The organism is Aliiroseovarius marinus (assembly GCF_050881025.1).
Lineage (GTDB): Bacteria > Pseudomonadota > Alphaproteobacteria > Rhodobacterales > Rhodobacteraceae > Aliiroseovarius > Aliiroseovarius marinus_A.
Window position 1 is genome coordinate 614,465 of the sequence record NZ_JBNNXQ010000002.1, and the last position, 19,445, is coordinate 633,909.

The window sequence follows — 19,445 nt, forward strand, 5'->3', positions numbered from 1 at the left end:
CCTGCCCCAAGAGGTGGGCCCGGACACATCAGGCATTAAAACCAGATCACCCCTTCATCGGTCACAATGGCGTCCAAGGGCTGGTCGGTTGGTTCCAGCGGCAGTGCCTCGGCTTCTTGCGCCCCGTAGGCATATCCGATTGCCAAGGTTGGACGCGCCGCGCGCAGGGCTTCGAGCGTACGATCATAGAACCCGCCGCCATAGCCAAGACGGCCACCTTTGCGATCAAACGCCACCAAGGGCACCACAACCACCTCTGGTGTGATGAATTCGAGCGTCGCTGGCACCTGCGCCCCAAAGGGGCCGTCCACCATGTCGCTGTCTGGCCGCCAACCCGCAAATTTCAGCGCTTGCCCTTCGCCCTGAATATAGGGCACGCCGATGGTCGACCACGCGGCCATGGCGGCCATGGCGGGCAGCGGATTGATCTCGGTCCGGATCGGCACATAGCCCGCAATGGGTTTGCCTTTGTGTTCGGTGAGGATGGAAATCAGATGTGCCACGCCCAGCGCCGACCGGGTTTCGGAATGGGCCTCTTTTCGGCGGGCAAAGGCCGCCTTGCGGGCAGCCGCTTTGTGGGCGGTCAGATCGGTCATCGTGTCATCCACTTGGTCGTCAGATCAGCATCATGGCCGCAAGGCCAAGAAAGGCGAAAAAGCCCACGACATCCGTCACAGTGGTGACAAACGCCCCGGACGCCAGTGCGGGGTCAATATCAAGACGCTCCAGCACCACCGGGATTATCACGCCCGCCAGACCCGCGATCACAAGGTTCACGACCATGGCGACGCCGATCACGACACCCAGCAAAGGCGTGCCGAACCAGATCACGCCCACCACGCCCATGACGACCGCAAAGATCACCCCATTGACCAGCCCCACCGCCGCCTCGCGCCGGATCACCCGCCACAGGTTGGCCGAGGTCAGGTCTTTCGTGGCAATCGCGCGCACCGCCACGGTCAACGACTGCGTGCCGGCGTTCCCGCCCATCGAGGCGACGATGGGCATCAAGACCGCCAGCGCCACGAACTGTGCGATCACCTCGTCAAACTGCGCGATGACCAGCGAGGCCAGGATCGAGGTCACAAGGTTTACGGCCAGCCATGGAAAGCGCCGCTTGGTCGTATCGACGATCTTGTCTGACAGCGAGCTTTCCTCGCCCACACCGGCCAGACGCAGAATGTCTTCTTCGTGTTCTTCGTCCAGAATGGCCATGGCATCGTCGATGGTGATCACACCCACAAGGCGCTCATCCGCATCGACCACCGGGGCTGAAATCAGGTGATACTGGTTGAAGGCATAGGCGACCTCGCCCTCGTCCTGCAGGACGGGAATGGAGCGAAAACTGTCTTCCGTGATCTCTGTCATCGCGATTTCACGCGCGCTGCCCATCAGGCGACCCAGCGTGACATAGCCGGTTGGCCTCATGCGTGGATCAACAAGGATCACGTGGTAAAATTGTTCTGGCAGGTCGTCCTGCGCGCGCAGGAAATCAATGGTCTGGCCAACATTCCAGTGATCCGGCGCCACCACCAGCTCGCGCTGCATCAAACGGCCGGCAGAGTCCTCGGGATAGGTCAGTGATTGTTCGACCACCACCCGGTCGTCATCGTCAAGCGCCTGCAGAATTGCCGCCGTCTGCGGGGCGTCCAGATCCTCGATCAGGTCAACGACGTCGTCGGTTTCCAGTTCGCGCACAGCCTCTGCCAGAACCGAAGGCTCCATCGCATCGACCACGTCTTCGCGCAGGCCTTCGTCCAGTTCCGACAGGACCTCGCCGTCGAATTCCGCGCCGTAAAGACGCACAAACACCTCGCGATCATCTTCGGGAAGCTGTTCAACAAGGTCGGCGATGTCGGCGGCGTGAAGCGGGTCCAGAAGCGCGTGAAGGGCGGGCGCGTCTTCGGCTTCCAGCGCCCGGCGCACCGGGCCAAAGGTTTCGCGATCCAGCTCGTAATCCCCTTCTTCGGGCGTGTCATCGAAATGTTGATCATCCAGCATCGCACACCCTCCGCTTTCGGCTCTGCCCGACCATAGGGCAAGGGGGGCGGCATGGGAACCGGGAGAAAGACATTGAACAGGTGAATTTCGCGCCATAGTCTGGTCGGCGGCAATCATGGAGGCACAGGTGGAACTACTTCTTGGACAGGTCCTGCAATTTGACCAATCCCCCTTTGACGCCCCCCCGGAACAAGCCGCGCGTCACACCCCAAAAGGGGCCGTCGCCGTGCAGGACGGAATGATCGTCGAGGTTGGAGACGCAGACGCGCTGCGCCGCAAATATACGAGCGCACAGATCACCGACATGGGTGACGCGCTGTTGTCGCCAGGTTTTGTGGACGCCCATGTTCACTACCCGCAAACCGCGATCATCGCGTCCTGGGGCAAGCGGCTGATTGATTGGTTGAACAGCTACACCTTCCCAGAAGAAAGCCGCTTTGAAGACCCCGATCATGCAATGCAGATTGCCGACACCTATTTCGATCTGGTGACGGCGGCGGGCACCACCACAACGGTCAGCTATTGCACCATTCACCCCGAAAGCGTTGACGCCTATTTCACCGCCGCACAAGCGCGCGGTTTGCGTGCGTTGGGCGGCAAAACCTGTATGGATCGCAATGCACCTGACGCCCTGCGCGACAGCGCACAAAGCGCCTATGACGACAGCAAGGCGCTGATTGGCCGCTGGCACGGGCAGGATCGCTTGTCTTACGTGATCACACCGCGCTTTGCACCGACCTCGACGCCCGAGCAGCTTGACGCATTGGGCAGCCTATGGGCCGAATACCCCGAGCTTCTGATGCAAACGCATATCAGCGAGCAGCACGAAGAGATTGCCTGGGTTGCGGATCTGTTCCCGGAGGCGCGCGACTATCTCGACGTATACGAACGGTTCGGGCTGGCGAAAAAAGGCGCGTTGATGGGGCATGCAATTCACCTGACAGAACGCGAACGCGACCGGTTGAAGGAATTGGATGCGAGTCTGATCCATTGCCCGACATCCAACATGTTCATCGGCTCTGGTCTGTTTGATATGGACGGGCTGATGAAACAGGGGCACCGGGTTGGTTTGGCAACGGATACGGGCGGCGGGTCCAGCTTTTCAATGTTGCGCACAATGGCTGCAGCCTATGAGGTCGGCCAGCTTTCGGGCACAGCCCTGCATCCCGCGCAATTGTGGTGGCTGGCCACGGCAGGGTCTGCCAATGCCCTGCATCTAGGGGATCGAATTGGGCAGCTTGCCCCCGGATTTGAGGCCGACATCATCGCTGTCGATCTTGGCTCGACCCCCGCCATCGCCCAACGCGCAGCCCGGGGGGAAGATATCTGGGAGGTCCTGTTCCCGACCATCATGATGGGGGATGACCGGGCCATCTCTGCGGTCTGGGCCGCGGGGCGCAAGTTGCGGTAAGGGCAAAAACAGGTTCTGCTCATATTCGCTGACGCCCGCGCGCGCGAAGCGCGCGCCACCCCCAACCCTGCGCCTGTCGCAGACAGGTAATGGGGCGGGAGATCAGGCTTTCGAAAGAACGGTCAGGGCCTTTTCATGTATCTGCGCATTGGCAGCCGCGATCACCCGGCCCCCGTTATGCGCAGGTCCGCCTTGCCAATCCGTGACCACACCACCGGCGGCCTCGATCACTGCAAGCGGCCCCTGAATGTCATAGGCATTCAGGCCAGCCTCGACCACAAGATCCACCTGCCCTGACGCCACCAGCCCATAGGCATAGCAGTCCATGCCGTAGCGGGTCAGCTTCACCTGTCTGGACAAGTCCTGAAATGCGGCCCCTTCTTCGGCGCTGCCCACTTCGGGGAAGGTCGTGAACAGGATCGCGTCACCCAGGAGCTCGGTGTCAGAGGTGGCCAAATCCCGCCGCCCCTGCGGCCCATCCAACCAAGCCGCACCAAATCCGCCCATAAAGCGCTCGCCGATATACGGCTGGTCGATCATGCCAAGCTTGGGCCCGGTTTCATCCCCCACCGCAATCAGCACACCCCAAGTGGGCGTGCCCGCAAGAAACGCGCGCGTTCCGTCGATGGGATCAAGTACCCAGACAAGCCCCGACTGCCCCTCTTGGCGGCCATATTCCTCGCCAAAGATGCCATCGTCAGGGCGGCGCGCGGCCAGAACCGCGCGCATGGCGCGTTCGGCAGCGCGGTCAGCCTCGGTCACCGGATCAAAGCCGCTTTCAAGCTTGTTGTCCGCGCCAAGTCCTGCACTGCGAAAGAAAGGAAGAATAGCCGCACGCGCGGCATCCGCCATGGCGCAGGCCACATCTGCCAGCAAACGCTGTTCTTCTGTGCTGATCTTACGGCTCATCTTGCGCTCCTGCCTGTTGCCCAGATAGCGGGTAACAGGCAGGTTGAAACGCGGTCAAGCCCGCTTAAAGCGTGTCGGCGTATTGTTGAGGCACGACAATAAGTCGAAACGCGCGGAATCTACCAATGTCGTGGACGTTTCGAAATTAAGGTGTGATCGGGCTTAATCTCGAAACGCTTTAGGCAGCGTCTGACAAGACGCGCGCCAATTCGAACAAGCGACGACGTTGGTTTTCGGGAATGGCATAATAGCTGCGCACCAGCTCAAGAGCTTCTTTGTCCGCAAGAATGTCACCCGGCACGGATGCTTCCGCCTCTGCCGAGCTGGGCTTATCCAGACCTTCGAAGAAGAAACTGACCGGCACCGAAAGAGCGGCAGCCACATCCCAAAGGCGCGATGCCGAGACACGGTTCATGCCTGTTTCGTATTTCTGGATCTGCTGGAACTTGATTCCAACTTTTTCTGCCAGTTGCTGTTGGGTCATACCAACCATCCAACGGCGATGGCGAATTCGTTTTCCGACATGAACATCCACAGGGTGTTTCATCGACAAGCTCCTCGTTACCACAATCTCTAGCACAAAGAAGAAGCATGTCCGAGGCCACAACCTCAACCTGTCTTTTTAGGCAGAAACTCGCCCAGATAAACTATTTTTATAAATCAAATAATTAGCCGTTTCCGGGCGCCAAACACCAGAGTCGCATAACCGATTGGAGGGGCGGAAAGGTCAACCACAGGCTGTTTCGCTCAATTTGCATTGCAAAATGCAAAGGCCGAAAGCCGACACAACGTGCGGGCGAATCCTGAACAGGTGAATATCAAGACATGTTCACCTTGGCATCCCACCCGTTCTTACCCTAAATCAGTTCAAACGTTTGCTGCGCATCTGACCTGACATGCGCCAAGGACCCGACACATATTGGCCCAGCCCAAAGGAAGATCAGATGAAGTCCTATCGAATCACCTCTTTCGACGAAAAACCTGGCCTGTGTGACGTGCCGGTGCCAACGCCCGGCACAGGTGAAGCCCTGATAGACATCCATGCCTGCGGCCTGAACTTCGCCGATTTGCTGATGATGCGCGGCAAATATCAAGACACACCGACGCCTCCCTTTGCGTTGGGTATGGAACCCGCGGGCATCGTGCGGGCGATTGGGCCACAGACAGATGGCCCCGCGCCCGGCACGCGTGTGGTGGTGTTTTCAGGCCGCGACGGACTGGCCGAACAGGGGGTGTTTTCTGCTGATCGCTGCCTGCCCCTGCCCGACAATATGAGCTTCGAAGAGGCGGCCGCCTTCCAGATCGCCTATGGGACCAGCCATGTTGCGCTGGACTATAAGGCGCGGCTGCAACCCGGAGAGACCTTGCTGGTTCTGGGGGCTGCCGGGGGTGTCGGCCTGACCGCGGTCGAGATCGGCAAGGTGATGGGCGCGCGGGTTATCGCCTGCGCACGCGGCGCCGACAAGCTGCAGGTCTGCCGCGACGCGGGCGCGGACCACGTCATTGACAGCACCTGCGAAGATATCCGCGAGGTCGTGAAATCTCTGGGAGGTGCGGATGTGGTTTACGATGCGGTTGGGGGCGAACAGGGCGAGGCCGCCTTCCGCGCCACCAATCCAGATGGGCGCTTTTTGTATATCGGTTTCGCGTCGGGCGATTTACCGACGTTGAAACCCAATCACATGCTGGTCAAGAACATCACCGCCATCGGGCTTTACTGGGGCGGGTATTTGGCGTTCAAACCCGAAGTTCTGACCGACAGCCTGCGCAGGCTTCTGGACTGGTACAGCGCCGGCAAAATCCGACCGCATGTCAGCCACACCCTGCCACTGGATCGCGCAGACGAGGCCTTGGCCCTGCTGCGCGACCGAAAATCCACGGGCAAGGTTGTGGTCACGATGGACCCCAGCCCTTAAAGTTCGTCAAATGCATGGCGGATCATGTCCAGCAGGTCCTGAACGGCCTGCCCGCCATTGCTTTTTGCTGCGTACATATTGACCCGCGTGACGGCCAGCTCGGGCAGCGCCCCACCGTGGTCAACCACTTCAAGGTAACGCTGTGACGTGCCTTCGATGACCGCGTGAACGGCCAGATCAGCGGACAGAGATGCCTCGATCGTGCGGGTCGAATCGCTTTCCACACCCATTTCCCAAGCAATCCCGGCTTCGTCCAATGCCTCCTGAACGCCCTTGCGGAAGATGCAGTTATGCTCAAAGGCCAGACGCAATGGGCGATCGCGCCACGCTTGACCGCCCGGCGCACCCACCCAGACCAAAGGCAAGGCAGTCAGGGTTTCACCACCTGCGTCCATCTCGTCTTCGGTGGTCAGGATGATATCGCATTCGCCGCGCGCATACATGGATTTCAAACGGCTTGTATATGACGAAATCAGCTGCACGCGCATCCGCGGGTATTCGGCGTGAAATCGGCGCAACACCTTCGGAATCGCCGGATAGACGACATCAGCGGGCACGCCCAGAACCACCTCTCCCTCATAGGCCTGATCGGTCAGACGCGAATAGACCTCGTCATTCAGACGTAAGATCCGACGCGCATAGCCCAGAAGCTGTTCGCCATCCGCCGTCAGAGACACTCCGCGTCCGGAGCGATCCAGAAGCGGACGGCCCAAGCTTTCCTCGAGTCGCTTCAATTGCATCGACACGGCCGATTGCGTCAGGTGCAGCAGCCCCGCCGCGCGCGTCACCCCGCCTGCGTCGGCCACAGTGGCAAAGCTGCGCAGAGCGGTCAGGTCCAGATTTCTCGGCATATCACACCTCGTGATGAATTAACCCAAAAACATTCATTTTACTTATCCAGCCCGACCAAGCATAACGATCACAGAAATTGATGCAATACGCTTCAACCATCGAAATCACGAAGGAGAGTCGAGATGACCGCAGTAACCTGCACCAACGCCCCCGCCGCCAAACGCCACGTCTCGCCCCTAGCTTGGCTGGTACACGTCTGGGAAACACACCGCGAACGCGTGGCCCTGTCGCAGCTGGATTCAAAGCGGCTGGAAGATATTGGCCTGACCGAAGCCCAGGCTCAGCGCGAAGTAAATCGCCCGATCTGGGACGTGCCCGCGCATTGGACCCACTGAACAGGTTCAAGAACCCACGTTTCAACTCTTGAAAATCATGCCACCCTTGCCGATATTACGGCTAAGGGCGGTTTTCATTTGGGAGCGGCCAAAAAATGTTTGCTTGGAGGTCTCAATGGCTGAGTTTGACACGATCCGCACTGGCGTAGGTACGCAGGCCGCGATCGACGAAGGGCTGCGCGCCCATATGAACAAAGTATACGGCACCATGTCCGTTGGTCTTTTGCTGACCTTCGCGGCCGCTTGGGCCGTTGGCAACAACGCCGCGATGATGGAGACGCTGTTCACCGGCTTCACCCGCTATATCGTGATGTTTGCCCCCCTGATCATGGTTTTCGCCTTCGGCGCGATGATCAACCGCCTGTCCGCCGCCGGCGCACAGCTGTTTTTCTATACGTTCTCGGCCGTGATGGGCGTTTCGATCAGCTACATCTTTGTGGTGTTCACCGGCATGTCTATTGCCAACACTTTCCTGATCACCGCCATCGCCTTCGCGGGTCTCAGCCTTTATGGCTACACCACCAAGCGCGACCTTGGACCGATGGGGGCTTTCCTGATCATGGGCCTGATCGGCATCATCATCGCCTCGATCGTGAACATCTTCATCGGCTCGTCGATGGTGCACTTTGCCATTTCGGTGATTGGTGTTCTGATTTTTGCAGGCCTCACCGCCTATGACACGCAAAAGATCAAGACCGACTATATCGCGCATGCACATGCCATGGACAGCGAATGGCTGGCGAAATCCGCGATCATGGGTGCGCTGAACCTGTATCTGGACTTCATCAACCTGTTCATGTTCCTGCTTCAGTTCCTTGGCAATCGCGAGTGATTGAAGCGTATTGAGCTGACGGGGCCGGTCCACGCGACCGGCCCCTTTTTTTTGACCCGGTGACTCATGCTTGTTGTTCTTGAAACCCGTTCAAAACATCTTATCAGCCCACAGCTCACCCCGCAGGCCCTGAAAGCGCGCAAGAACGCGACAAGCCTGTCGGAGCCGCCCGGCCACCGGCATGGGGTTCTTGGATCCGGGCCTGATCTTCACTTGCTGATTGTCGGGGACAGCTCTGCCGCAGGTGTGGGCGCGCCGCGTCAGAGAGAGGCGTTGTCAGGCCAGCTGACGCAGGCATTGGCAGAATCGTATCGGGTCAGCTGGCGTTTGGTGGCGCGCACCGGATCGACCACACGCACCACCTTGCCACTTCTGCGCGCACAGGATGTTCAGGACACGGATGTGGCCCTGGTTGTTCTGGGCGTGAATGACGTGACCAGCCAGATACCCCTGAAACGGCTGCTGCATCACAGGGCAGAGCTATACAGGCGGCTGTTTGAAGACTGGGGCGCGAAACGCGTGATTGCCACCGGCATTCCCCCGATCGACAAGTTTCCGCTTTTGCCCAACCCGCTGCGATGGCTGCTTGGCCTGCAGGCGCGTCGGTTTGACCACGCGCTGGCTCGACAGGCTGCGTCTATGGGCGTCGACTACATGCCCTTTGACGTGCCGCTGACCCCACAGATGATGGCCGAGGACGGCTTTCATCCCGGCCCGAACGCGTATCACCTGATCGGCAAAAAAGTGGCCGCGCAGATTCTGCATCGCTGAAACGAAACAGACCCCAAACGAAAAAGGCCGCACCCGATGGCGCGGCCTTTTCAAATCGAAGTCAGGCGATCTTACTTGATCTTGCCTTCCTTGTATTCAACATGCTTGCGCACAACCGGGTCGTACTTTTTGACAACCATCTTTTCGGTCATGGTGCGGGCATTTTTCTTGGTCACATAGAAGTGGCCGGTATCCGCGGTCGAGTTCAGGCGGATCTTGATCGTGGTCGGCTTCGCCATAACAACAGCTCCTATCGGGCGGGCGCATGCCGCCCGGGTAAATCTCTGGAACCCGCCTTTTAGCGCCATTGGCCCCCGAGTCAACAGCCAAAGGGGAAAAACTATGCGACGGCTGAAGAAAGCCTCAGGCAACCACGCTTTCACAAACGCGAAGGGCTTGCCGCGGGGGCGAAGATATATGCGCGGACGGCCTGTAAGCCGGATTCTGTCCCGGTGTTGCCACCATGGATGACCATTCTTCTAGACCTGCTGTTGCCAACAGGTTCAAGCTGCCAACCCGGATCTGCTTAGGCCAAGACGCCCCTGGGGTTGCCCCCGCGCGATCCCTATTAGGCATTGCTCCCGGTGGGGCTTGCCGTGCCGCCGCTGTTGCCAGAAGCGCGGTGGGCTCTTACCCCACCGTTTCACCATAACCCGCGCAGGCGCAGGCTGTCTGTTCTCTGTGGCGCTATCCCTCGGGTTTCCCCGGCCGGGCGTTACCCGGCACCGTTGTCTTGTGGAGTCCGGACTTTCCTCGCGTCACGCCGAAGCAAGCCTCGACAGTCACCCGCGGTCATCCAGCCATCCGCGCATGACCCGGCTTAGACAGACGGTTTGCAGGCGTCAAGTCGTTCGCGATCTGTCGGGAAAGGCAGTGAAGTCTTCCGAGCAAAGCGGCCCGGTTGCCCATGGGCGGTGACGAAGGCGGACAGCGTTCAGCAGTGTTGCGTCATCGGCGGCGTCGGCATAGCCAGCGGCGATGGCACGGGCACGAAACTCCGCCTCAGTGGGGTGTTTCGGGGGGTGAGCATTGCCTGAAGGGACGCACAGCCCTTGGCGGGCCAGCCTGGCCCAGTCAAACCGAGGCCCCGGATCAGTTTTGCGCCCCGGCGCCATATCGCTATGGCCGATCACGCCCCCAGGCAGGATATCCCAGCGGGTCATGATCGCGGGCAAGAGCGCTTCCAGCGCTGACATTTGCGGCTCCGAGAAAGGAGACGCCCCGTCATTGTCGATCTCGATCCCGATCGAGCGGGAATTGATGTCGTCCAGCCCCCCCCACGTTCCTGCACCCGCGTGCCAAGCGCGCATATCTTCATCCACCAGTTGGAAGAGCCGCCCGTCACGATGGATCAGGTAATGCGCAGAGACTTCAAACTCCGGGGAAGACAGCCGATCCAGCGCCTCCATCGGGTCGGCCATGGCAGTATAATGCAGGACGATCAACGATGGCGTCAGCCCGTCCCGGCGCGGACCAAAATTCGGAGAGGGATGCGGAATGGGCCGCATTTACTCGGTCGAGATGTTCAAATCAGCTGGCGGCAAGGGTTGCGCACTGCTGCCCGTCTGAATGCCCAGCGCCTGCAGGTCGGCGGCACTGACGCCGCTGTCTTCCACCACAGGTTTAGACACGGCACCACCGCGTGCCGCACGGAACGGGGCCGGGTTCCAGCCACAGGCAAAGCCGTCCCCGTCGGGATCAATCCCGTGTTTGTCCCGTTTTGGGCCACCGGCCTCAAGAAAAGCGATCTGTGCAAAGTCAGCCGAGGAATAGCGGGCGCAATTGCGCGCCGCCCGTTTGGCCCCGGACAAGGAGGACCGCGTATAGATCGACTGCCCCACCGCGTTGGTGGTCGACAATGCATATTGCACAACCGACACCGAGCTTCCCTTCGGGCGCTCGGGGACCGCCGTGGGTTGAACTTGCTGATAAGACTGGCGGTACTGTTCCAGCCGCGCCGCATCCCCTTCGATGCTGACACGCGAAGACACCGCGTCAAAACTCTGCTCGTCAGACAGCCCATTTGCCTGTATCGGCGCCGAGGACGCGGGCACGGCATCCAGCGGCTGGCTTTCAACCGAGCTGCCTTCGATCATCGCCGAGAGCGGTTGATTGTCCGCTGGTACCGCCACCGCCCCATCGGGCAGCGATTGCGGCGCGCCGCTGTCTGGAACGGTTGGCGAAGCGCATGCCGCCACAAGGGTCAATAGGGCCAAACCGGGCAGAATGCGCATCTTGTGCTCTCTTACGCTGTGATCATTTCTGTCGTGGGACTTACCACCATTTCGCAGGCTTCGCCACAAAGCCCGCGCGTGCTTCGACCTCATGGGCGATATTCAGCAAATCGCCTTCTTCCCATGGGCGGCCAATCAGCTGCAGGCCAAGCGGCAAGCCTTGGGCATCCATCCCAGCAGGGATCGAGATGCCGGGCAGGCCCGCAAGGTTCACGGTCACGGTGAAGACGTCATTGAGGTACATTTTCACCGGGTCCGCATTTTCCATCTCGCCCAGACCAAAAGCGGCCGAGGGCGTGGCCGGGGTCAGGATCGCATCGACGCCCGTGGCAAACACATCGTCGAAGTCTTTCTTGATCAGCGCACGCACGCGACGGGCGCGGTTGTAATAGGCGTCGTAGAAACCTGCCGACAGCACATAGGTGCCAACCATCACGCGGCGCTGCACCTCGTCACCGAAGCCTTCCGCGCGGGTTTTCTCGTACATCTCGTTGATGCCGTCACCCGCTTCCAGCTTGGCGCGGTGGCCGTATTTCACACCGTCATAGCGGGCAAGGTTCGACGATGCCTCGGCCGGTGCAATCACATAATATGCAGGCAGCGCGTATTTGGTGTGCGGCAGCGAGATATCGACAATCTCGGCCCCTGCATCCCGCAGCATGTCGGCACCATCAGCCCAGAGCTTTTCGATCTCGGCGGGCATGCCGTCCATGTGGTATTCTTTGGGGATACCGATCTTCTTGCCCTTGATGTCACCGGTCAGCATGGCCTCGAAATTCGGCACCGGAATATCGGCGCTGGTCGAATCCTTGGCGTCATGGCCACACATGGCTTCCAGCATGATCGCTGCATCGCGCACCGATTTGGTCATCGGCCCGGCCTGATCCAACGACGAGGCAAAGGCCACGACACCCCAACGCGAACACCGCCCATAGGTGGGCTTGATGCCGGTGATGCCGGTGAAGGCCGCAGGCTGGCGGATCGAGCCGCCCGTATCGGTGCCGGTGGCCGCGAGGCACAGGTCAGCGGCCACAGCCGAGGCCGACCCACCCGATGAACCACCCGGCGTCAGTTGGCGGTCGTCCACTTTCCACGGGTTCACCGCGTTGCCGTAAACCGATGTCTCGTTCGACGAGCCCATGGCAAATTCGTCCATGTTGAGCTTGCCCAGCATGACGGTGCCCGCGTCCAGCAGGTTCTGGCTGACGGTCGATTCGTATTCCGGTGTGAAACCGTCGAGGATTTTTGACGCCGCCTGACTTGGCACACCCTTGGTGCAAAAGAGGTCCTTGATGCCCAGCGGAATGCCGCACATATCGGGCGCATCGCCAGCCTGAAGACGCGCGTCAGCGGCTTTCGCCTGCTCGCGGGCCAGATCAGGCGTGTTGTGCACAAATGCGCCCAGCGCACCGGCGCCTTCTATCTCGGTCAGGCAGGCGTCGGTGATTTCAGCCGAGGTCACGTCGCCCTTGCGCAGCGCATCACGGGCATCAGCAATGGTCAATTTGTTCAGATCAGTCATTATTCCACCACCTTCGGCACGGCAAAGAAGCCTTCGCGCGCGTCAGGCGCGTTGGACAGAATTTTTTCAGGCATATCGCCATCGGTCACCACATCTTCGCGGCGTTTCAGGCGCATGGGCGTGACTGATGTCATCGGCTCGACACCTTCGACATCCACCTCGTTCAACTGCTCGATAAAGCCAAGGATCGCGTTGAAGTTTTCGGCCAGCTCTGGCAAGCGGTCGTCTTCGACCTTGATGCGGGCCAGATGCGCAACCTTGCGCGCGGTTTCGATATCGATCGACATGAGGTCTCTCCGGATGTGTTTCGCCCAGATGCGTTTGGCATGTCGTTTACCCTGCACAGGGAAGACCCGCAAGGGATGCGCGCTGTCAGCTGCGCTTCGCCGCAAAAAAGGACCTGAGCAGCTCTTCCGCCTCGCCTGCCGCGATCCCGTCATAGACCTCGGGCACATGGTGGCATTGCGGATGGCTGAAGATGCGCGGACCTTGGGCGACACCGCCTGATTTTGGGTCCGCCGCCCCATAGTACACCCGCCGGATACGCGCCGCAGAGATCGCGGTGGCGCACATCGGGCAAGGCTCCAGCGTGACGTAGAGGTCATAGCCCGGCAGCCGTTCCGATCCGGCAGCGGCGCAGCCCGCGCGGATCACCAGAATTTCTGCATGCGCGGTGGGGTCTGACAGCTCTCGGGTGCGGTTGCCTGCCTGCGCCACGATCCTGCCATCGGGTGCCACCAGCACCGCGCCCACAGGCACTTCGCCACGCGCGGCGGCGGCGCGGGCTTCAGACAGGGCTGTGTCCATGTGGCTTGTAAACTGGCTCATGCCCCTTCATGCCCGCCAATCAGGCGCTTGCCAAGGCTTCCCCTTTCGCGCGCCCCACGTTATGCGGGGGTATGACGGACAAACCTCTCTCCCCCAAGACCCCGGCCGGCGACCGGATCGCCAAGGTGCTGTCGCGCGCAGGCGTTGCCAGCCGCCGCGAAGCTGAACGCATGATCGAGGCCGGGCGCGTTGCCGTGAACGGCAAGGTGATCGACAGCCCGGCGCTGAACGTGACGGACGCCGACAAAATCGTGGTCGATGGCAAGCCGCTTGCCGAACCCGAACCCCCGCGCATCTGGCTTTACTACAAGCCGATCGGGCTGGTGACATCGGCCCGCGATGAAAAGGGGCGCGAGACGGTATTTGACAAGCTGCCCGAAGAACTGCCCCGCGTGATGAGTGTCGGGCGTCTTGACCTGAACTCCGAAGGCCTGCTGCTCTTGACCAATGACGGCGAGGTGAAGCGGAAGCTTGAGCTGCCCTCCACCGGCTGGACCCGCAAATACCGGGTACGGGTGAAAGGCAAACCGACCGAAGAGATGTTGGCCCCGGTGCGCAAAGGCATCACGGTCGACGGCGAACGGTTTTTGCCGATGACCGTATCTCTGGACCGGCAGCAAGGCGCAAATGCCTGGCTGACCATTTCCCTGCGCGAAGGCAAAAACCGCGAGATTCGCCGCGCCATGGAGGCCATTGGCCTGTCGGTGAACCGCCTGCTGCGCGTCAGCTATGGCCCGTTTCAGCTGGGCGAGTTGAAACCAGGCGAGGTCGAAGAGGTCAAACGCCGCGTGGTGCGTGATCAACTGGGGTTGGACGAGGATAAGAAGACGCCCAGCCGGGCGCGGAAAGCCCCGCCCAAAGGCAATCGCGGAACCTCCCCCAAACAGGGCGCAAAACCCGGGTCCAAACCAACCGCCAAAGGCCAGCGCCCGCAAAAACCGGGTCGCCCTCAGCGTGGCAAGCCCGGGCACAAGCCCAAAAGATAGCCCGCCCCGCGCCCGCGTATGGCGCTAGAACAGCGACCCCTGATCCGGGTCCGCTTTGCCTGACTTTGCGGGCTTTGGCTGTGCAGATTTAGGTTGGGCCGGTTTGGGTTTGGGCGTCGTCTTCACCACATCTTTCGAGGCGTCGCCAAGGGACAACTTACCATCGGCAAACTCAATCTCCAGCGCTTGCGCCTGTGCCGCAGCCGCCTGCGTTGTAACGACGTCGCCGTCCCCACGCACCACCGCATAGCCGCGTTTCAACGTTTCCGTATAGCCCAGCGTCTGGCGCATACGTTCCAGCGCGACCAGCCGATCTTTTTGCCGCGATACAGACGCCAGATAGGCATTGTCCAAGCGCGTTGACACATCTGCCAACACTTGCGCCCGCTGCGCGTTGGCGCTGTGCATGCGCCCGGCATCCAACCGCAGCGCCAGCCGGTCAAATTCTCGCCGCCGCTCTGCCGTGCCGCGCGACAGCCCCGGCCCAAGCCGCGTGGTTGCCGATGCCAACCGGTCGCGCAAAGGGGTCAGCCGCGCGGTCAGAGCACGCGGGCGCAGGCCCGCTGCGGCCTCGGTCAGTTTTACCCGGCGTGTTTGCGTCATCTGGGTCAGGGCGGCGGGCAGTTTCAGCCCCGCCGTGTCCAATCGCTGTCGCGGCCCGTCCAACAGAGCGTCTGCCCGAGGCAGCGCCCGGGCCAGATCACGCAGGCGTTGCCCACGTTGGCCGACCCCCTGTTCCAGCGCACGGGTCAAACGGGTGCCTTGTTCGTCGGTCCAGGCCAAAAGCTCCAACCGCACCGGCACCGCATGCTCGGCGGCTGCTGTGGGGGTCGGCGCGCGCAGGTCCGAGACGAAGTCGATCAGTGTCGTGTCCGTCTCGTGCCCGACCGCTGAAATCAGCGGGATGTCTGATGCCGCTGCGGCCCTCGCCACGATCTCTTCGTTGAAGCCCCAGAGGTCCTCGATCGAGCCACCACCGCGCGCCACGATCAAAAGGTCGGGGCGCGGAAGAGCGCCGCCGGGGGTCAGGCGGTTGAACCCTTCGATGGCGGCGGCCACTTGCGGCGCACAGGCGTCCCCTTGAACGGCCACGGGCCAGATCAGCACCTTGCGCGGGAAACGGTCCCGCAGGCGGTGCAGGATATCGCGGATGACCGCGCCAGAGGGCGAGGTCACAACCCCGATCACCTCGGGCAGATAGGGCAGGCGTTTCTTGCGTTCGGGCGCGAACAAACCTTCTGCCGCAAGCATTTTCTTGCGTTTCTCCAGCATCGCCATCAACGCACCTTCGCCCGCGACGACAACATCATCCACGTTGATCTGGTATTTCGACTGGCTGCCGAACGTGGTGATCTTGCCCGAGACGATGACCTCCATGCCCTCTTCCGGCATGATCGACAGACGGCTGACCTGCCCTTTCCAGCTGACCGCCGCAATCACCGAGCGGTCGTCTTTCACGTCGAAATACAGATGCCCCGAACGCGCCAACATCACCCGGCCCACTTCGCCGCGCACCCGAACCCGTCCAAAAGCGCCCTCGATGGTCTTCTTCACTGCGCCGGAAATTTCCGAAACGGTAAACTCCGGGGCGTTTTCACCCGGCTGGGGATCGTCGATCAGGTCCATCTTAGTCTCCTCCACAGCCGGTCGCGCAACCTGCGTGGTCCCCCGTTTTGATATGCGCGGAAATGGGCTTGCCCGCAATAAGCACGCCAGAAATATAGAACCAGGCGCAGAAAGCGAGGACCAGGCTCATGATGACATAGCTGCTATCGGCGGTCACCAAGCCCGCAGCAACCAGAGCTGCGGCAACCAAAGTCGCAACGGCAATGCGAAAGCGCGATGCGCGCGGTTTGGGCGGCGGGCCCCAGTAACTGTCTGGCGCCGGGCTTTCAAACACCGCATGATACAGCGCTTTCGTGTGATCGAACTGCTCTTCAAATCGAGCACTGTCATCAAAGTGCATACCCGGTTCATGGTGAAGCGGTTTCCCCAGAACCGTTTTGCAAAGCACATCCCAATAGTCTCGCGTATAGGTCATGTGCATATGCCATACTTTGTCGACGATATGGGACGGGGTGACAGGCTTGTCCGACAGCTGCGACAAGAACAGAAATCGGCGATACTCTTCGATGGCCCCTTGTGTGAACGCGTCACTCCAGCCTTCGATTTTTGCGAGTTTACGGGAAAACGGAAGATCAGCACCCGGCGCGTCAAACTGGTGGGCCTGAATGGCTTTCCAAAGGTTTTCACTCTGCATGCTTGTCGTTGCCCTGCCGCTTCTGTATCTCCCTCACAACTAGCATAGGGAGAGCATCCATGAACATCCTCATTCTGGGCAGTGGCGGGCGTGAACATGCGCTGGCATGGGCGGTGATGCAGAACCCGAGATGCGATCGTCTGATCGTGGCGCCCGGCAACGCGGGTATGGCGCAGATTGCCGAATGTGCGACGCTGGACATTGAAGATGGCGGCGCGGTCGCGACGTTCGCGCAGGAAAACACCATCGACTTCGTGATTGTCGGCCCAGAAGCCCCTTTGGCGGCAGGCGTGGCGGATCGTTTACGCGAGGCCGGTGTAAAAGTCTTTGGCCCCTCGGCTGAGGCTGCGAAGCTGGAAGCCTCGAAAAGCTTCACCAAAGAGATTTGCGACGCGGCGAACGCGCCGACCGCCGCCTATGGGCACTTCACCGATGCCGAGGCTGCCAAAGCCTATATCCGCGAGCAAGGCGCGCCGATCGTGGTAAAGGCCGACGGGCTGGCCGCGGGCAAGGGCGTGATTGTTGCGATGGACGTTGAGACCGCGCTGGACGCCATCGATGACATGTTCGGCGGTGCCTTTGGGGGCGCCGGGGCCGAGGTTGTCATTGAAGAGTTCATGGAAGGTGAAGAGGCGTCTTATTTCATCCTTTGTGACGGCAAGACCGCCTTGCCCATTGGCACCGCGCAGGACCACAAGCGCGTGGGTGACGGAGACACCGGGTTGAACACCGGCGGCATGGGCGCCTATTCGCCCGCGCCCGTTCTGACCGACGAAATTGCCGCGCGCGCCATGCGCGAGATCGTGCAACCCACCGTGGACGAAATGGCCAAACGCGGAACGCCCTATCAGGGGGTTCTTTATGCAGGCTTCATGATCAAGGACGGTCAGGCGCGGCTGGTGGAATACAACGTGCGTTTCGGCGACCCGGAATGTCAGGTTCTGATGATGCGGCTGGGTGCTCAGGCGCTGGACCTTATGTTGGCTTGCGCCGAAGAGCGTCTGCATGAGGCGCAGGTGAACTGGGCCGATGATCATGCGATCACGGTCGTGATGGCGGCCAATGGCTATCCCGGGTCTTATGAAAAAGGTTCGGTGATCAAAGGGTTGGATGCTCTGCCCGAAGATTCGAAGAATATGGTGTTTCATGCGGGCACGACTGAGGTGGACGGCAAAATCACAGCATCCGGCGGGCGGGTTTTGAACGTGACGGCGCGCGGAGACAGCCTGCAGGAAGCCCGCGACCGTGCCTATGCGATGATCGACGGTGTGGACTGGCCCGAGGGGTTCAACCGTTCAGACATTGGCTGGCGCGCGCTTTAAAACGTGTCGGCACCTGCTTGGGGCACGTGACGGTTCCGAAACGCTTTAGTCGCAGCCAAGCGCATCCGTCAGGCTGCGCGGACCACTATAGACGCCGATGGGTTCAATTTTAAACGCTCCATCAACAAGGCGCGCCTGCATGATCCGCGACCAGTTGGCGCTGGCCGTGATGACCACGGGGGCAAGGTCTGGGCAGGTGCGAATGCCACCTTCGATCGTCGGACTGCCGTATTTGTGATTGGTCAGCCCACCGACAGACGCGATTTCTGTAAAGCCGTAAGGGGTTTGGTTCGTGTCGACAGATACAAGACGCAAACGGCGCGCAAGATGCGGGCGGTCGACATAGGCAATCTCATCCGCGCCATCCTGGTCGAAATCCGCGATCCCGGCGATGGCCAGCCAACGATGACGGGTGCCGATGGGAGAATTGGCCCCGCGCAGCACCAGACTGTCGTCCTGCCACCCATAGATGCGGATCATCGCGCCGCTATCATCTGCGCTGAAGACGGTCACAACTTCGGGCGTGCCGTCGTTGTCGAAATCATGAAGGCGGGGCGCGGTATCTTCAAAAACGCCGCCGGAAACACGCAGGCGATGGCGGCGGCCATCGGTCAATGTGACCTCGAGCGCACCATATTCACCACCCGGCACTGCGCCATGTCCGTAGCGATCCGTGGGCTCGGCATAAGTCGCGGAGGCAATATCCGCTTGGGCCGGAAAGGCGAGAAGGCAAGCAGCACAGGCCGCGCGCCACAGGCGGTTGGCGTGCATCGCGCGCGCAACAGCTTTTCGAAACACGCGCGACAGGTGACGCGGCGCCCTGCCCCGTGGCATCAGATCTGCTTTTCAGGCAGGTGCACAACCAGACCGTCCATCGCATCCGTCACTTTGACCTGACAGGTCAGGCGCGAGCGGTTGGCGTCGGGTTCAAAAGCGAAATCCAGCATGTCTTCTTCCATGGCGTCTTTGGCGGGCAGTTTTTCCACCCAAGCCTCGTCAACATAGACATGGCAGGTTGAACAGGCGCAGGCGCCACCACAATCAGCTTCGATGCCCGGCACGTTATTGTCGCGCGCGCCTTCCATCACGGTCAGCCCAGAGGCTACGTCAATCACGTGCTTAGTTCCGTTGTGCTCGATATAGGTGATCTTGGCCATTATACGTCTCCCTAGCTGGATCATTGCATCCCTACCCTTGCCAGATAGGTGGACGCAATGCCTTTTGCCACCCCGGCCCGCCAAGACAAACCAATCAGCATCAGCCTTA

General features: G+C 60.7%; 22 protein-coding genes and 1 other RNA gene. 7 read left to right on the plus strand and 16 right to left on the minus strand.

Translation table 11 applies throughout. The features are described 5' to 3' along the window. Window positions 1–35 precede the first annotated feature (35 nt). Together ACRY08_RS08445 and mgtE are read right to left on the minus strand one after the other, a co-directional pair. Complete coding sequence (locus ACRY08_RS08445; RefSeq protein WP_432449469.1) at window positions 36–596, minus strand: 5-formyltetrahydrofolate cyclo-ligase; 561 nt, start codon at window positions 594–596, stop codon at window positions 36–38. 19 nt (window positions 597–615) lie between these two features. After that, window positions 616–2,001 carry a magnesium transporter gene (gene mgtE, locus ACRY08_RS08450; protein WP_432449470.1) on the minus strand — a complete coding sequence of 462 codons (1,386 nt, stop codon included), beginning with the start codon at window positions 1,999–2,001 and terminating at the stop codon, window positions 616–618. 115 nt (window positions 2,002–2,116) lie between these two features. Here mgtE and guaD point away from each other — a divergent pair, with 115 nt between their 5' ends. Next, on the plus strand, window positions 2,117–3,412 hold the full coding sequence (guaD, locus tag ACRY08_RS08455; RefSeq protein WP_432449471.1) for a guanine deaminase: 1,296 nt from the start codon (window positions 2,117–2,119) through the stop codon (window positions 3,410–3,412). A 102-nt stretch (window positions 3,413–3,514) separates the two neighbouring features. Here guaD and hisN read toward each other — a convergent pair whose 3' ends face one another. Continuing rightward, window positions 3,515–4,321, minus strand: coding sequence for a histidinol-phosphatase (gene hisN / locus ACRY08_RS08460; RefSeq protein ID WP_432449472.1), 807 nt, complete (start codon window positions 4,319–4,321; stop codon window positions 3,515–3,517). Window positions 4,322–4,499: 178 nt separating this feature from the next. Continuing rightward, a complete protein-coding gene (locus ACRY08_RS08465) occupies window positions 4,500–4,868 on the minus strand; it encodes a helix-turn-helix domain-containing protein (RefSeq protein WP_432449473.1) in 369 nt (122 codons plus the stop codon). A gap of 397 nt (window positions 4,869–5,265) precedes the next feature. On the opposite strand from ACRY08_RS08465, the gene ACRY08_RS08470 reads away from it, so the two are divergent. Then, a complete protein-coding gene (locus tag ACRY08_RS08470) occupies window positions 5,266–6,237 on the plus strand; it encodes an NADPH:quinone oxidoreductase family protein (protein WP_432449474.1) in 972 nt (323 codons plus the stop codon). Here ACRY08_RS08470 and ACRY08_RS08475 read toward each other — a convergent pair. Further along, window positions 6,234–7,088, minus strand: coding sequence for a LysR family transcriptional regulator (locus tag ACRY08_RS08475; RefSeq protein WP_432449475.1), 855 nt, complete (start codon window positions 7,086–7,088; stop codon window positions 6,234–6,236). The two genes, ACRY08_RS08470 and ACRY08_RS08475, sit on opposite strands and share 4 nt — an antisense overlap. Window positions 7,089–7,211: 123 nt before the next feature. Between ACRY08_RS08475 and ACRY08_RS08480 the strand changes: the two genes are divergently transcribed. The 3 genes from ACRY08_RS08480 (at window position 7,212) to ACRY08_RS08490 (ending at window position 9,027) form a co-directional block, all read left to right on the plus strand. After that, the gene (locus tag ACRY08_RS08480; RefSeq protein ID WP_432449476.1) at window positions 7,212–7,424 is read left to right on the plus strand and encodes a DUF1127 domain-containing protein; all 213 of its coding nucleotides are present in this window, start codon (window positions 7,212–7,214) and stop codon (window positions 7,422–7,424) included. A gap of 115 nt (window positions 7,425–7,539) precedes the next feature. Continuing rightward, entirely contained in the window at window positions 7,540–8,256 is a 717-nt protein-coding gene (locus ACRY08_RS08485; RefSeq protein WP_432449477.1) for a Bax inhibitor-1/YccA family protein, read from the plus strand. 66 nt (window positions 8,257–8,322) lie between these two features. After that, the gene (locus ACRY08_RS08490) at window positions 8,323–9,027 is read left to right on the plus strand and encodes an SGNH/GDSL hydrolase family protein (protein WP_432449478.1); all 705 of its coding nucleotides are present in this window, start codon (window positions 8,323–8,325) and stop codon (window positions 9,025–9,027) included. Between the two features lie 71 nt (window positions 9,028–9,098). Here the strand turns inward: ACRY08_RS08490 and rpmG are convergent, their stop codons facing one another. The 7 genes from rpmG to ACRY08_RS08525 form a co-directional block, all read right to left on the minus strand. Then, complete coding sequence (gene rpmG, locus ACRY08_RS08495) at window positions 9,099–9,266, minus strand: 50S ribosomal protein L33 (RefSeq protein WP_008034579.1); 168 nt, start codon at window positions 9,264–9,266, stop codon at window positions 9,099–9,101. Between the two features lie 178 nt (window positions 9,267–9,444). Continuing rightward, window positions 9,445–9,835: RNase P RNA component class A (gene rnpB / locus ACRY08_RS08500), an RNA gene on the minus strand. A 34-nt stretch (window positions 9,836–9,869) separates the two neighbouring features. Beyond that, on the minus strand, window positions 9,870–10,535 hold the full coding sequence (locus ACRY08_RS08505; RefSeq protein WP_432449479.1) for an N-acetylmuramoyl-L-alanine amidase: 666 nt from the start codon (window positions 10,533–10,535) through the stop codon (window positions 9,870–9,872). Continuing rightward, complete coding sequence (locus ACRY08_RS08510; protein ID WP_432449480.1) at window positions 10,536–11,261, minus strand: hypothetical protein; 726 nt, start codon at window positions 11,259–11,261, stop codon at window positions 10,536–10,538. It abuts the gene before it with no gap. 40 nt (window positions 11,262–11,301) lie between these two features. Next, window positions 11,302–12,783, minus strand: coding sequence for an Asp-tRNA(Asn)/Glu-tRNA(Gln) amidotransferase subunit GatA (gatA, locus tag ACRY08_RS08515; RefSeq protein WP_432449481.1), 1,482 nt, complete (start codon window positions 12,781–12,783; stop codon window positions 11,302–11,304). Then, window positions 12,783–13,070, minus strand: coding sequence for an Asp-tRNA(Asn)/Glu-tRNA(Gln) amidotransferase subunit GatC (gatC, locus tag ACRY08_RS08520; RefSeq protein WP_163039324.1), 288 nt, complete (start codon window positions 13,068–13,070; stop codon window positions 12,783–12,785). Before gatC ends, gatA begins: the two co-directional genes overlap by 1 nt. An 85-nt stretch (window positions 13,071–13,155) precedes the next feature. Then, entirely contained in the window at window positions 13,156–13,611 is a 456-nt protein-coding gene (locus tag ACRY08_RS08525) for a nucleoside deaminase (RefSeq protein ID WP_432449482.1), read from the minus strand. A 71-nt stretch (window positions 13,612–13,682) separates the two neighbouring features. Between ACRY08_RS08525 and ACRY08_RS08530 the strand changes: the two genes are divergently transcribed. Continuing rightward, window positions 13,683–14,597, plus strand: coding sequence for a pseudouridine synthase (locus ACRY08_RS08530; protein WP_432449483.1), 915 nt, complete (start codon window positions 13,683–13,685; stop codon window positions 14,595–14,597). 24 nt (window positions 14,598–14,621) lie between these two features. On the opposite strand, the gene xseA is transcribed toward ACRY08_RS08530, so the two are convergent. Together xseA and ACRY08_RS08540 are read right to left on the minus strand one after the other, a co-directional pair. After that, window positions 14,622–16,223, minus strand: a complete 1,602-nt coding sequence (gene xseA, locus ACRY08_RS08535) for an exodeoxyribonuclease VII large subunit (protein WP_432449484.1) — start codon at window positions 16,221–16,223, stop codon at window positions 14,622–14,624. Between the two features lies 1 nt (window position 16,224). Then, complete coding sequence (locus ACRY08_RS08540) at window positions 16,225–16,857, minus strand: glycine-rich domain-containing protein (RefSeq protein WP_432449485.1); 633 nt, start codon at window positions 16,855–16,857, stop codon at window positions 16,225–16,227. Between the two features lie 59 nt (window positions 16,858–16,916). Between ACRY08_RS08540 and purD the strand changes: the two genes are divergently transcribed. Further along, window positions 16,917–18,179, plus strand: coding sequence for a phosphoribosylamine--glycine ligase (gene purD / locus ACRY08_RS08545; RefSeq protein WP_432449486.1), 1,263 nt, complete (start codon window positions 16,917–16,919; stop codon window positions 18,177–18,179). Window positions 18,180–18,224: 45 nt separating this feature from the next. Here the strand turns inward: purD and ACRY08_RS08550 are convergent, their stop codons facing one another. Continuing rightward, window positions 18,225–19,013, minus strand: coding sequence for an FG-GAP repeat domain-containing protein (locus ACRY08_RS08550; protein WP_432449487.1), 789 nt, complete (start codon window positions 19,011–19,013; stop codon window positions 18,225–18,227). Beyond that, window positions 19,013–19,336 (minus strand): 2Fe-2S iron-sulfur cluster-binding protein, encoded by a 324-nt coding sequence (locus ACRY08_RS08555; protein WP_432449488.1) that lies wholly within the window; start codon window positions 19,334–19,336, stop codon window positions 19,013–19,015. The genes ACRY08_RS08550 and ACRY08_RS08555 overlap by 1 nt, the downstream gene beginning before the upstream one ends. Window positions 19,337–19,445 lie beyond the last annotated feature (109 nt).